Annotated in this window: 13 protein-coding genes; 3 read left to right on the top strand and 10 right to left on the bottom strand. The window is 73.8% G+C overall.

Annotated features, from left to right (window positions below):
* Nucleotides 1–62 precede the first annotated feature (62 nt).
* From ACZ6S8_RS24110 to ACZ6S8_RS24100, 3 genes are all read right to left on the bottom strand, one after another.
* Nucleotides 63–845, bottom strand: coding sequence for an SGNH/GDSL hydrolase family protein (locus ACZ6S8_RS24110; protein ID WP_469458916.1), 783 nt, complete (start codon nucleotides 843–845; stop codon nucleotides 63–65).
* Between the two features lie 66 nt (nucleotides 846–911).
* A complete protein-coding gene (locus tag ACZ6S8_RS24105; protein WP_469458914.1) occupies nucleotides 912–1,937 on the bottom strand; it encodes a hemolysin family protein in 1,026 nt (341 codons plus the stop codon).
* The gene (locus tag ACZ6S8_RS24100; RefSeq protein ID WP_469458912.1) at nucleotides 1,934–3,286 is read right to left on the bottom strand and encodes a hemolysin family protein; all 1,353 of its coding nucleotides are present in this window, start codon (nucleotides 3,284–3,286) and stop codon (nucleotides 1,934–1,936) included. The genes ACZ6S8_RS24105 and ACZ6S8_RS24100 overlap by 4 nt, the downstream gene beginning before the upstream one ends.
* A 357-nt stretch (nucleotides 3,287–3,643) precedes the next feature.
* Between ACZ6S8_RS24100 and ACZ6S8_RS24095 the strand changes: the two genes are divergently transcribed.
* Nucleotides 3,644–4,129: a GNAT family N-acetyltransferase gene (locus ACZ6S8_RS24095; RefSeq protein ID WP_469458910.1), complete on the top strand. Its 486-nt coding sequence runs from the start codon at nucleotides 3,644–3,646 to the stop codon at nucleotides 4,127–4,129.
* On the opposite strand, the gene ACZ6S8_RS24090 is transcribed toward ACZ6S8_RS24095, so the two are convergent.
* From ACZ6S8_RS24090 to bioB, 4 genes are all read right to left on the bottom strand, one after another.
* The gene (locus ACZ6S8_RS24090; protein WP_469458908.1) at nucleotides 4,122–4,802 is read right to left on the bottom strand and encodes a class I SAM-dependent methyltransferase; all 681 of its coding nucleotides are present in this window, start codon (nucleotides 4,800–4,802) and stop codon (nucleotides 4,122–4,124) included. The genes ACZ6S8_RS24095 and ACZ6S8_RS24090 overlap by 8 nt on opposite strands.
* Before the next feature lie 416 nt (nucleotides 4,803–5,218).
* Nucleotides 5,219–5,938 carry a dethiobiotin synthase gene (gene bioD, locus ACZ6S8_RS24085; protein WP_469458906.1) on the bottom strand — a complete coding sequence of 240 codons (720 nt, stop codon included), beginning with the start codon at nucleotides 5,936–5,938 and terminating at the stop codon, nucleotides 5,219–5,221.
* Between the two features lies 1 nt (nucleotide 5,939).
* Nucleotides 5,940–7,262 (bottom strand): adenosylmethionine--8-amino-7-oxononanoate transaminase, encoded by a 1,323-nt coding sequence (locus ACZ6S8_RS24080; protein ID WP_469458904.1) that lies wholly within the window; start codon nucleotides 7,260–7,262, stop codon nucleotides 5,940–5,942.
* On the bottom strand, nucleotides 7,255–8,517 hold the full coding sequence (gene bioB, locus ACZ6S8_RS24075) for a biotin synthase BioB (RefSeq protein ID WP_469458902.1): 1,263 nt from the start codon (nucleotides 8,515–8,517) through the stop codon (nucleotides 7,255–7,257). Before bioB ends, ACZ6S8_RS24080 begins: the two co-directional genes overlap by 8 nt.
* Nucleotides 8,518–8,673: 156 nt before the next feature.
* On the opposite strand from bioB, the gene ACZ6S8_RS24070 reads away from it, so the two are divergent.
* Nucleotides 8,674–9,846 (top strand): 8-amino-7-oxononanoate synthase, encoded by a 1,173-nt coding sequence (locus ACZ6S8_RS24070; RefSeq protein ID WP_469458900.1) that lies wholly within the window; start codon nucleotides 8,674–8,676, stop codon nucleotides 9,844–9,846.
* 6 nt (nucleotides 9,847–9,852) lie between these two features.
* On the opposite strand, the gene ACZ6S8_RS24065 is transcribed toward ACZ6S8_RS24070, so the two are convergent.
* Together ACZ6S8_RS24065 and ACZ6S8_RS24060 are read right to left on the bottom strand one after the other, a co-directional pair.
* Complete coding sequence (locus tag ACZ6S8_RS24065; protein WP_469458898.1) at nucleotides 9,853–10,074, bottom strand: DUF397 domain-containing protein; 222 nt, start codon at nucleotides 10,072–10,074, stop codon at nucleotides 9,853–9,855.
* A 12-nt stretch (nucleotides 10,075–10,086) separates the two neighbouring features.
* Entirely contained in the window at nucleotides 10,087–10,971 is an 885-nt protein-coding gene (locus ACZ6S8_RS24060; protein ID WP_469458896.1) for a helix-turn-helix domain-containing protein, read from the bottom strand.
* A 198-nt stretch (nucleotides 10,972–11,169) separates the two neighbouring features.
* Between ACZ6S8_RS24060 and ACZ6S8_RS24055 the strand changes: the two genes are divergently transcribed.
* Entirely contained in the window at nucleotides 11,170–11,619 is a 450-nt protein-coding gene (locus ACZ6S8_RS24055; protein WP_469458894.1) for an ATP-binding protein, read from the top strand.
* A 49-nt stretch (nucleotides 11,620–11,668) separates the two neighbouring features.
* On the opposite strand, the gene ACZ6S8_RS24050 is transcribed toward ACZ6S8_RS24055, so the two are convergent.
* On the bottom strand, nucleotides 11,669–12,061 hold the full coding sequence (locus ACZ6S8_RS24050; RefSeq protein ID WP_469458892.1) for a VOC family protein: 393 nt from the start codon (nucleotides 12,059–12,061) through the stop codon (nucleotides 11,669–11,671).
* Nucleotides 12,062–12,192: the final 131 nt, after the last annotated feature.

The raw sequence follows: 12,192 nt of genomic DNA, 5'->3' as shown, positions 1-12,192 counted from the left end.
TTCTACTTGGGCCCCGGCTGTGCGTTTGCGCAGGTAGGGACACCCCCGCCGATTGTGCCTTGCTACGAGAGCCGGGAGCGCTCGTAGGGCAGCAGCTCGGGGCGCTTGGCGGGGCGGCCGTCGCCGCTGGAGCGGCCCGTCAGCCGGCGGCCCACCCAGGGCAGCAGGTGCTGCCGGGCGAACCTCAGGTCCTGGGACCGGCGCACCGTCCAGCCCGCCGGCGCCGCGACCGGCAGCGCGGTGTGCCAGTCCTCCTCCGGAGGCAGGCCCAGCGCCTGCCAGACGGCTTCGGCCACCCGGCGGTGCCCTTCGGACGTGAGGTGCAGCCGGTCGACGTCCCACATGCGCGGGTCGCCGAGCGCGGGGGACCCGTACAGGTCGACCACCAGGGCCCCGTGCCGGGCGGCGAGCTCGTCGATGATGACGAAGAGCTCCTCCATCCGGGGCCGGAAGCGCTCCATCACGGGTCCGTTGCGCCCCGGGGAGCGCATCAGGACGAGCTGCCCGCACGACGGCGCGAGGAGCTCCACGGCCGACTCCAGGTGGGCCCGGACCCGGCCCATGTCGACCTTGGGGCGCAGCGTGTCGTTCAGACCCCCGACCAGGGTCACCACGTCGGCGCCCATGGCCGCGGCCGCCGGGGCCTGCTCCTCGGCGATCTGGCCGATCAGCTTCCCGCGCACCGCGAGGTTGGCGTAGCGGAAGCCGGGCTCGCGCGCCGCGAGGCGGGTGGCCAGCAGGTCGGCCCAGCCCCGGTAGGAGCCGTCCGGAAGCAGGTCGGACATGCCCTCGGTGAAGGAGTCGCCGACCGCGACGAAACTGGTGTAAGAGGCATTCATCTCCATGGCGGAGCGATGCTACCGCGCGGTACCCCCGGTCCGCAGGGCCGGGGGACCGCACGCTCCGGCCGGTTACGCGGAAGCGGGCCTGGCGAACAGCTCGCGCAGGACGTCCTCCATCGTGACCAGCCCCGTCATGGCGTCGTCCGCTCCGATGACGGCGGCCAGGTGCGTACGGCTGCGGCGCATCGCGGTGAGCACGTCGTCCAGCGGGGTCTCCGCCCGCACTTGGGCGATCTGCCGCAGCGCCGACACCGGGAAGGGGACGTCCCGCTCCTCCGGCTGCGCGTCCAGCGCGTCCTTGACGTGCAGGTATCCCAGGATCCCGTGCTGGGCGTCGAGCACCGGGAACCGGGAGTACCCCGACTCGGCCGACAGCCGCTCCAGCCCGGCCGGGGTGATGCCCCGGCGCGCCGTGACGACGCGTTCCGCCGACAGCACCACGTCGGTCACCGGCCGGCGGCCCAGCTCCAGGGCGTCGTACAGCCGCTCGCTCGCCCGGTCGTCCAGGAGCCCCGCCTCGCTGGAGTCCCTGACCATCCGGGCCAGCTCGTCGTCCGAGAACGTCGCCGAGACCTCGTCCTTGACCTCCACCCGCAGCAGGCGCAGCAGCGCATTGGCGAAGGCGTTGATCGCGAAGATCACCGGACGCAGGGCCCTCGTCACGGCCACCAGGGGCGGACCCAGCAGCAGGGCGGTGCGCACCGGCTCGGACAGCGCCACGTTCTTCGGCACCATCTCGCCGAAGAGCATGTGCAGGTACGTGGCCAGCGCCAGTGCCACCACGAAGGAGATCGCGTGCGTCAGCCCGGCCGGGACACCGAAGAACTCGAACACCGGAGTCAGCAGGTGCGCTATCGCCGGCTCGGCCACCACGCCCAGCACGAGGGTGCACAGCGTGATGCCGAGCTGGGCCGCCGCCATCAGGGCCGACACGTGCTCCAGCCCCCACACGACGGCGCGGGCCCGCCGGTCGCCCTGCTCGGCGTACGGCTCGATCTGGCTGCGCCGGACCGAGATCAGCGCGAACTCCGCACCGACGAAGAAGGCGTTGACGACCAGGGTCGCCAGGCCGATCAACAGCTGGATCACGGTCATCGGGACTCCTCCCCGGCGGTCGCGTCGCCCTCGGCGGTGACGGGTCCCGACGGTGCGTGCAGCAGCACGCGCGCCGCCCGCCGTCCTCCGGCGTCCACCACGTCGAGCCGCCAGCCGTCCAGCTCCATGCTGTCGCCGACGAGCGGGATGCGGCCCAGCTCGGTCGCCACGAGGCCGGCCAGCGTCTCGTACGGGCCGTCCGGCACCCGCAGGCCGATCCGCTGGAGCTGGTCGGTGCGGGCCGCGCCGTCCGCCGAGTACAGCGGGCGGCCGGAGTCGTCCGTCCCGGCCGGTGCCAGGTCCGGGGTCTCGTGCGGGTCGTGCTCGTCGCGGACCTCGCCGACGACCTCCTCGACGATGTCCTCCAGGGTGGCCACACCGGCCGTGCCGCCGTATTCGTCGATGACCACGGCCATGGTCTGCCGCCCGGACAGCCGGTCCAGCAGCCGGTCCACGGTCAGGGACTCCGGTACGAGGAGCGGCTCGCGCAGCAGCGACGCCACCGGGTGGCGGTGGCGTTCCTCGGCGGGCAGTGCCAGCACGTCCTTGATGTGGACGGTGCCGACGACGGAGTCCAGGCTCCCCCGGTAGACGGGGAAGCGGGACAGGCCGGTGGCCAGCGTCGCGTTCGCCACGTCCTCCGCGGTCGTCTGCAGGTCCAGCGCGGTCACCTGGACCCGCGGGGTCATCACGTTCTCCGCGGTCAGGTCGGCCAGGTTCAAAGTGCGCACGAACAGCTCCGCGGTGTCCTTCTCCAGGGCGCCGGCCTTCGCCGAGTGCCGGGCCAGCGCCATCAGCTCCTGCGGGGTGCGGGCCGAGGCCAGCTCCTCGGCGGGCTCCATCCCGAAGCGGCGCACCATGTGGTTCGCCGTGGTGTTGAGATGGCTGATGAAGGGCCTGAAGATCCGGCTGAAGGCCCGCTGCACCATGGCCACGCGCTTGGCGATCGCCAGCGGCGAGGAGATCGCCCAGTTCTTGGGCACCAGCTCGCCGACCACCATCAGGACGACGGTCGACAGCGCCGTGCCGAGCACCAGCGCCGTGGTGGAGGCGGCGCCGGGTGACAGCCCCATGGCCTCGAACGGGCCCTGGAGCAGCGCCGAGATCGACGGTTTCGAGAGCATGCCGATGACCAGGCCGGTCACGGTGATGCCGAGCTGGGCGCCGGACAGCTGGAACGTCAGCGTCTTGACCGCGGCCAGGGCGCTGTCCGCACCCCGCTCGCCGCGCTCGACGGCCCGTTCGAGGTCGCTGCGCTCGACGGTGGTCAGCGAGAACTCGGCCGCGACGAAGACCCCGCAGACGAGACAGAGCAACAGCGCCAGGAGGAGCAGGAGCACTTCCGTCATCGGTCGATCACCTCCGTCCCATGATCGGCCAGGAGGAGGGGTGCCGCGCGGTGTCGCGGGCGGGAGTGTCGGGGACCGGCAGGCTCGCCCATGGGCGGACGCTCACACCTTTCGTTCGGGAGGAGGAAGGCTCGGAGTCCCGGTTCCGGGTCCGAGGGGAGATCGTTTTTTCACACGGTAGAGGAAGGCGGAGGGGAGTGGACCGCGGTTTCCGCGGAGCCCCGCACGGGTGGCGGGCCCCGGCAGGAACGATCCCGCGCGCCGGTCCTGCGGCGGCGCCGCGTCCCGCGGCGGCGGCCCGTCCCACGGAGCGGAAACCGCGGACGGGCCGTCTGCGGTCGTGCTTGGATCCCGATCATGAACCAGCTGCGCATACGGGCCGCCGCGCCGGCCGACGCCGAGGACGTGCTCGCCTTCTGGAGGGAAGCCGCGGAGGGCACGTCCATCACCGACGACCTGGACGGCGTGCACCGGCTCATCGCACGCGATCCGGACGCGCTGATCCTCGCGGAGTCCGGCGGAACCCTGGTGGGCTCCGTGGTGGCCGGGTACGACGGATGGCGCTGCTCGCTGTACCGGCTGGCGGTGCTGCCCGCGCACCGCAGACAGGGGATCGGGACGGCGCTGCTTGACGCCGCCGAACGGCGCTTCCGCGCCGTCGGCGGGCGGCGCGGCGACGCGATGGTCCTGGAGGCGAACGAACGGGCCCAACGGGCGTGGGCCGCGGCCGGGTACCACCGCGAGGACCACTGGCGGCGCTGGGTGAAGCCGTTCGAGCCGGTAGGGCCGGTAGGGCCGGTACGGGACGACGAGCGCGGGCGCGCCACCGACCCGGTCAACTGACGCGGCGGGCCGAGCCGAGCACGCAGTAGGAGGTCGGGAGGGCCGGGCCGCGCTCGGGCAGCCGGAAGGAGCGGTGCGAGACGATCCGGAAGCCGGCGGCCTCGATCGACGCGAGCGGGTCGCGGGCGGTGTGGCAGCCGCCGAACAGGCGCGGCCAGACCGTCCGGTCGAGGGCGCGCTGGACACCCGCCATGCCGGGGCCGGGGGCCAGGCCGTGCTCGAAGAAGCGCAGCTCGGCGTCGGGGCGCAGGACGCGGTGCAGCTCGGCGAGGGAGCGGGGCAGGTCCCGTACGGTGCACAGCACCAGCGAGGCGACGGCGGCGTCGAAGGCCTCGCTCTTGACGGGGAGCGCCTCGGCGGCGCCCGGCACGACGTCCACCGGCACCTCGACGTGCTGTGCGGCGGCGGACGCGAGGCGGCGCAGGGTGCGCTCCGGTTCGACGGCGACGACCTCGGACACGGCGCGGGGGTAGTGCGCGAAGTTCAGGCCGTTGCCGGCGCCGATCTCGATGACGCGGCCGGACACGCCGTGCAGCAGCTCGCGCCGGAGGGGGGCGATGCCGGCGCGGGTCTCGGCGGTGGTGCTGGCGCGGGCGTAGAACCGCGCGAAGAGGGGGTGGTGGACCGGGTCGTGGGGTGGTGCCGGTGCCGGGCTACGGCGGGGCGTGGGCATGTGGGCCTCCGGGGCGGTGGCGGTGCCGGTACTTCCAGGGTGCCCGGTCGGCGGGGCCTCATCCCTGCCGTCGCCTGCCGGGGGCCGGGGGTGCGGGGCTCCGCCGTGGCGCGGGCGCGGCCGGGGTGGTGTTCCGGGGCTCCGCCCCGTGCCCCGCGCCTCAAACGCCGGCGGGGCTGGATCGGCTCCGCTGTGCCGCCGCCGGGCGCGGGCTGGGCTGGGTGGGGGGCGCGGAGGGTGCCGGTGGGTGCGGCCGGGGTGGTGGTTTCGGGGCTCCGCCCCGCGCCCCGCGCCTCAAACGCCGGCGGGGCTGGATGGGCTCCGCTGTGCCATGGCGGCCCGGACCGTGGTTGAGCCGCCTCGGGGGCGTCCGCGCCCGACCGGGGTCCCGGGGCGCCCCGCCCTCCGGGGCCCGGTCAGGTGGGCCAGGTGGTGAGGAAGGTGGCGGCCGACCAGGTGCCCGACAGGGCGGGGGAGAGCCAGGCCGGGGCCGCCGCGCGGAACCGGTCCGGCGGGAGGGCGCCCGAGCCCTGCGGGACCGCGCCCAGCAGCGGCAGGCCGGAGACCTCCGGGAGGTCGGCCAGGTTGCAGCGGGAGGCCAGGTCCGGCGCGGCCGGCCAGCTGCCGACGACGATGCCCAGCGCGGTCAGACCCCGCGCCCGCAGGGCCTCCGCCGTCAGGGCGGTCGCGTTGAGGGTGCCGAGGCCCGCCGGGGCGACGACCAGCGTCGGCGCGCCGAGCAGCCGGGCCGCGTCCGCCAGGGTGTGGCCCGCCCCGTCGAACCGGACGAGCAGTCCGCCCGCCCCCTCCACCAGCACCAGGTCGTGCGTGAGCGCCAGCCGGGTGGCCGCCTCGGCGATCTCCGCGGGGGAGAGGGTCGCCAGCCCCGAGCGCCGGGCCGCCGTGTCCGGGGCCAACGGCTCCGGGTAGCGGGCCAGTTCGAGCGCCGTCACCGACGGCCCGGCCAGCCGTACCACCTCCGCGGCGTCGCCCGGCTCGTCGGGGGCCACGCCGGTCTGCGCCGGCTTGAGCACCGCCACCGAGCGCCCGGCCGCGACCGCCGCGGCCGCGACCGCCGCGGTGACCACCGTCTTGCCGATCTCGGTGCCCGTGCCGGACACCACCACTACGGACATCTCAGCCCTCCTGAGCCGCCGCGACCACGGCGCGGCAGATGCGGGCCACGTCGGCGTCGCCCGTGACGTACGGCGGCATGGTGTAGATCAGGTCCCGGAACGGCCGCAGCCAGACGCCCTCCCGGACCGCCGCCCGGGTCGCCGCCGCCATGTCGACGTCGTGCGTCAGCTGGACCACCCCGATCGCGCCGAGGACGCGCACCTCCCGTACGCCGGGCAGTGCGGCGGCCGGGGCGAGACCCTCGCGCAGGCCCGCCTCGATCCGCTTGACCTCGCCCGCCCAGTCCCGGTCGAGCAGCAGGTCGACGGAGGCCAGCGCCACGGCCGTGGCGAGCGGGTTGCCCATGAAGGTCGGGCCGTGCGCGAGCACCGGCACCTCGCCCCGCGAGATGCCGTCGGCCACCCGGCTCGTGCACAGGGTCGCCGCCAGCGAGAGGTAGCCGCCCGTCAGGGCCTTGCCCAGGCACAGCACGTCGGGGGTGATCCCGGCGTGGTCGGCCGCGAAGAGGGCGCCCGTGCGGCCGAAGCCCGTCGCGATCTCGTCCAGGATCAGCAGGACCCCGTACTCGTCGCACAGGTCGCGCAGCACGCACAGGTAGCCGGGGTTGTGGAAGCGCATGCCGCCCGCGCCCTGGACCACCGGTTCCACGATCACCGCGGCCAGCTCGTCCGCGTGGGCGGCGATCAGGGCGCGCAGGTGGTCGGCGTACGCCGGGTCGACGGGCGTGTCGAAGTTTCCGGGCGGCGCGTCCGCGAAGACCTGCCGGGGCAGGTGGCCCTGCCACAGCTCGTGCATCCCGCCCTCGGGATCGCAGACGGCCATCGGCTGCCAGGTGTCCCCGTGGTAGCCGCCGCGCCAGGTCAGCAGCCGGGTCTTGCCCGTCCGTCCCACCGAACGCCAGTACTGCAGGCACATCTTGACGGCGACTTCGACGGAGACCGAGCCCGAGTCGGACAGGAACACGTGCTCCAGTCCCGCCGGGGTGATCTCGACCAGCCGCGCGGCGAGCCGGACGGCGGGCTCGTGGGTGAGCCCGCCGAACATCACGTGCGACATCCGGCCGAGCTGGGACGTCGCGGCCTCGTTCAGCACCGGGTGGTTGTAGCCGTGGACGGCCGACCACCAGGAGGACATGCCGTCGACCAGCTCTTCGTGCCCCTGCCCCTGGGCCGGGTCGGCGAGCCGCAGCCGGACCCCCGAGGCGGAGGCGACGACCAGCGGCTCCTGCCGCCCGGGCATGGGGCCGTACGGGTGCCAGACGTGCTGCCGGTCCAGCGCGAGGAGTTCCGCGCCGGCCGGCAGGGGGTGGAGCGGATCAGGCATTGGGGGCGATGTCCGTCCCCGCGCCGCGCCGTCGGACCGACACCAGGTCGGACCGGACGCCGCCGGCGTCGGCCTGCGCCCGTACGGGAGCCGCCTCGGCGTGCCCCGAGCAGCCGCCGCACGCCGAACCGCAGCCGGCCTGCTCGGCCGCGCCGGCGGGCGCCGCGGAACCGCAGACCGAGGCGCCGCCGCCGTGCGAGCCGCAGCCGCCGGCCGGGGCCGCGTCCGCGCCGGCTTCCGCCGCCAGGTCGGAGCGGTGCGCGGGCAGGGTCGTCGTACCGGCGCCCTCCACCTCGAAACCGGCGTCCGCGATCATGTCGAGGTCGGCCTGGCCGGCCTGGCCCTCACTGGTCAGGTAGTCGCCCAGGAAGATCGAGTTGACCAGGTGCAGGGCCAGCGGCTGCATCGAGCGCAGGTGCACCTCGCGCCCGCCCGCGAGGCGGACCTCGACGTCGGGGCAGACGAAGCGGACCATCGCGAGGATGCGCAGGGCGCGCTGCGGGGTGAGGTTCCACTCCTTGGCCAGCGGGGTGCCCTCGAAGGGGATCAGGAAGTTGACCGGCACCGAGTCGGGGTCGAGCCCGCGCAGCGAGTAGACGACGTCGACCAGGTCCTCGTCGCTCTCGCCCATGCCCGCGATCAGGCCGGAGCAGGCGGACAGGCCGGCGGCGTGCGCCTTCTGCACCGTGTCGACGCGGTCGGCGTACGTGTGCGTCTTGGTGATCTGACCGTACGTGGCCTCGGAGGTGTTGAGGTTGTGGTTGTACGCGTCGGCGCCGGCGTCCTTCAGGCGCTCCGCCTGGCCGTCCGAGAGCAGGCCCAGGCAGGCGCAGACCTCGACGCCCTCGTTCTGCTCCTTGATCGCGGCGATCGTCTTGCCGACCCGGTCCACGTCCCGGTCCGTCGGCCCGCGGCCGCTCGCGACCAGACAGACCCGCTTCGCGCCGCCCGCGACACCGGCGGCCGCGGCCTGGGAGGCCTCCTCCGGCTTCAGCCAGGTGTACTTGAGGATCTCGGCCTTCGACCCCAGGCGCTGGGAGCAGTACGAGCAGTCCTCCGGGCACAGGCCCGACTTCAGGTTGACCAGATAGTTCAGCTTCACCCGACGTCCGAACCACTGACGGCGCACCTTGCCGGCCGCGGCCACCACGTCGAGCAGTTCGTCGTCAGAAGTCGCCAGTACGGCGAGCGCCTCTTCGCGGGTCGGCAGCTCGCGCCGCAGCCCCTTGTCCACCAGGGTGTTCAGCAGGTCCATGACGCCGATCCTGGCCTACACGACCACTCCCGGCCAAGGAGAGATGACACAACATGGCCGGATGGGAGTGTGTGTATCGCCACACATGACCCGCAGGTCACGCCCGGATAGGGTCGGGCTGGTCTGTGGACTGCCGACAAAAACGAGGACCCCCCGATGCCCGAGCACATTTCCGCCCCCGCGGACGTCTTCGCCTGGATCGACGACGCGGAACAGGCGCGCGAGCGGGCCGGGCTGGTCCGCACCCTGCGCCCGAGGCCGGCGTCCTCACCGCTCCTGGACCTCGCCAGCAACGACTACCTCGGACTGTCCCGGCACCCCGAGACCGTACGGGGCGCCCGGGACGCGGCCGAGCGCTGGGGCGCCGGCGCCACCGGCTCCCGCCTGGTCACCGGCACCACCGAACTCCACGCCGACCTGGAGCGCGAGCTCGCCGCCTTCTGCGGGTTCGAGGCGGCGCTGGTCCTCTCCTCCGGGTACGCGGCCAACCTCGCCGCCGTCACCGCGCTGAGCGACCGGGGCACCCTCGTCGTCTCCGACGCGGGCAACCACGCCTCGATCGTCGACGGCTGCCGCCTCTCGCGCGCCGAGACCGCCGTGATCCCGCACTCCGACCCGGAGACCGCGCGCAAGACGCTCGCCGCGCACGACGGACGGACGCTGCTGGTCAGCGACTCGGTGTTCTCCGTGGACGGGGACGCCGCACCGCTCGCCGCGTACGCCGCCGCCTGCCGCGACGAGGGCGCGGCGCTGGTCGTCGACGACGCGCACGGGCTGGGCGTGCTGGGCGAGGGGGGCCGCGGGGCGCTGTACGCCGCCGGGCTCGCGGGCGCGCCCGGCGTGGTCGCGACGATGACGCTCTCGAAGTCCCTGGGGAGTCAGGGCGGAGCCGTCCTCGGCCCGGCCAAGGTGATCCGGCACCTGGTCAACACCGCCCGGACCTTCATCTTCGACACCGGGCTCGCCCCGTCCGCCGCGGGCGCCGCGCTCGCGGGCCTGCGCCTGCTCCGGCGGGAACCGGAGCGGGCCGGCCGCGCCCGCGAGGTGGCCGACCGGCTGTACGGGCTGCTCACCGCGTCCGGCCTGACCGCGGCCCGGCCGGACGCGGCCGTGGTGTCGGTACGGGCCCCGTCGGCTTCGGCGGCACTGCGCTGGGCCGCCGACTGCCGCGAGGCAGGACTGTCCGTGGGGTGCTTCCGGCCGCCGTCGGTGCCGGACGGCATTTCCCGGCTCCGGCTCACCGCCCGGGCCGATCTCACGGGGGAGGAGATCAGCCGGGCCGTGTCGACGATCCTGCGCACCGCTCCGGCCGGCGCCACGGACCGGTAGGACGGGCTACGGGCGGGTGTCCGCCCGTACCTGGGCGAGGAAGCCGCTCCAGGCAGGCCCGGTGAAGAGCACGGCCGGGCCGTCCGCCCGCTTGGAGTCGCGGACGGCGAGCAGGCCGCCGGTGAGGGCTGCCGCTTCCACGCAGTTGTTCATTCCGGTGCTGCGGCTGCTCCGCCGCCACCGCGCGCCGATCAGAAGTCCGCTGGTGGCCAAGAGGGTTGCGGACACGGGGGTGCCTCCTTACGCGTCGTCAGCGAGTGAGCCGATGAGACCCGACGAGTCCCGGGGCGGGAGGGCGTGCGCCTGGATGGTGCGGAACGCGGCGCTGTACGCCTCGAGGTCTTCCTTCCGCTCGAGATAGAGGCTACTCGTCAAATGGTCGAGTACCACCACATCCAGATCGGCGATGTTCGGAAATGAGAAGATGACGAACGGTCCTGTGAGGCCGAGATGTCCCCCCACGCTGAACGGCAGTACCTGAAGGCTCACTTGGGGCAGCCGTGCCACCTCCACCAGGTGCCGCAACTGCTCCGCCATCACCCCCGCGCCGCCGATCTGGCGGCGCAGTACCGCCTCGTCGAGCACCGCGCTCAGCTCCAGCGGCGGATCGGCCCGCAGCACCGCCTGACGCGCCAGGCGTACGTCGACCAGGGCGTCCACCTTCGGCTCGGGAAGCCCGCCCAGCGCGGCGCGGGTCACGGCCCGCGCGTACTCCGGTGTCTGGAGCAGCCCCGGTACCACCGACAGCTCCACGGTGCGCGCCGACCGGGCACCGGCCTCCAGGCTGATGAAGTCCCGGTACTCCTGCGGCAGCAGCCCCCGGTAGTCGTGCCACCAGTGCCGGCCCCGCCCCGTGCCGTCCCCCGGGGCGGGGCCCGACGCCGAGGCGGACAGCGCCTCCAGCAGCGCGCGCTGCTGCGGGCTCACGATCTCCCCGTACACGTCGAGCAGCACGCGGATGTCCTCCGCCTTCACGCCGCTGCGACCCGTTTCGATACGGCTGATTTTCGACTGGTGCCATCCGGCGATCCGGGCGGCCTCACCACTGGTGAGTCCGGACCGATCGCGCAGGGCACGGAGTTCCTCGCCGAGCTTGCGCCGACGCACCGCGGGACCGTGCTGCACACCCGTCTCCTTCCACCGGCACAGCTCGCACCAGTCTGCCGTCCAAATACGCTCTTCCGTAGCAGAGTTCACCGCATCGAGCGACAGATATATGCATAACTTGAGGGAACGGCAGAAACCTCGGCACGATGGGTGGCACTCTGGCGTCCAGCACAGATCCGGGGCGGCTGCGCCCCGGGTGGGAAAGGGACCGTCGCCATGGCAGACCACCAGGAAGCATCCGTCACTCTGCCGAGCGAACCCGCCTCGGTCGCCACCGCCCGACGCTTCGTGGCGGAGGTGCTGCGCGAGTGGGGACTGCCCGACGACGCCGACACCGCGGACAGCGTCCGGCTGATCGTCTCGGAGCTCGCCACCAACTCCGTACAGCACACTTTCGGCCAGTCGCCCACCTTCACCGTCGAGGTTCTGCTCGAGCGGGGCGAATGGCTCCGCGTCGGCGTGACCGACAGCCACCCGCGCTGGCCCAAGCGGCTCCCCGCCGCCGTGCAGCAGGACAACGGCCGGGGCATGGTCATCATCCGCTGGCTGACCGTCGAGGCGGGCGGCCGGCTGACGGTCTGCCCCACCGACGACGGCGGCAAGACGGTGTGGATCGCGCTGCCCTGGACGGTCGGACTGCCGGTGGCCGGCCCCACCGGCTGCTGAACGCGGGGAGGGGGCGGCGCGCTCCGCCGCCCGTCTCCCCGGCGGCCGCTCAGGACAGGCCGCGCTCCGCGGCACTGCGCTCGATGCACAGCTCGTTGCCCTCCGGGTCCGTGAGCACGACCCAGCCCATGACGCCGTCCGGTGCGCGCCGGTCGTCGACGACCTCGGCGCCCAGCGCGACGAGCCGCTCGACGGTCTCGTCCCGGGTGCCGGACGCCGGCTGGATGTCCAGGTGGACCCGGTTCTTCACGGACTTCGTGTCCGGGACCCGGATGAACAACAGGCCGGGCACGCCCGGCTGTCCGGGCTCCAGCAGGATCTCGTCGTCTCCGTCCACGTCGTCCGGATGGATGGGGAAACCGGTGACCGCGGACCAGAACTCGGCCGTCTTGTAGGGGTCGACCGCATCGAAGGTGATGTGGCGGACGGGGTTGATGAACATGCGTCTCCTCGGAACGGGCCGTGTGCGCTTCGTATACGGAAGCCGTCTCCGGGGACCCGGAAGCAGAACCGGGTGCCTCCCCGAAACGTGGGTTAACCCAACGGAAAAGCGCGGCGCATAGCGTGGCGCCA

The sequence above is a fragment of the Streptomyces sp. NPDC048461 genome, from assembly GCF_055587105.1.
This window is presented reverse-complemented; position numbering and strand designations above follow the sequence as displayed.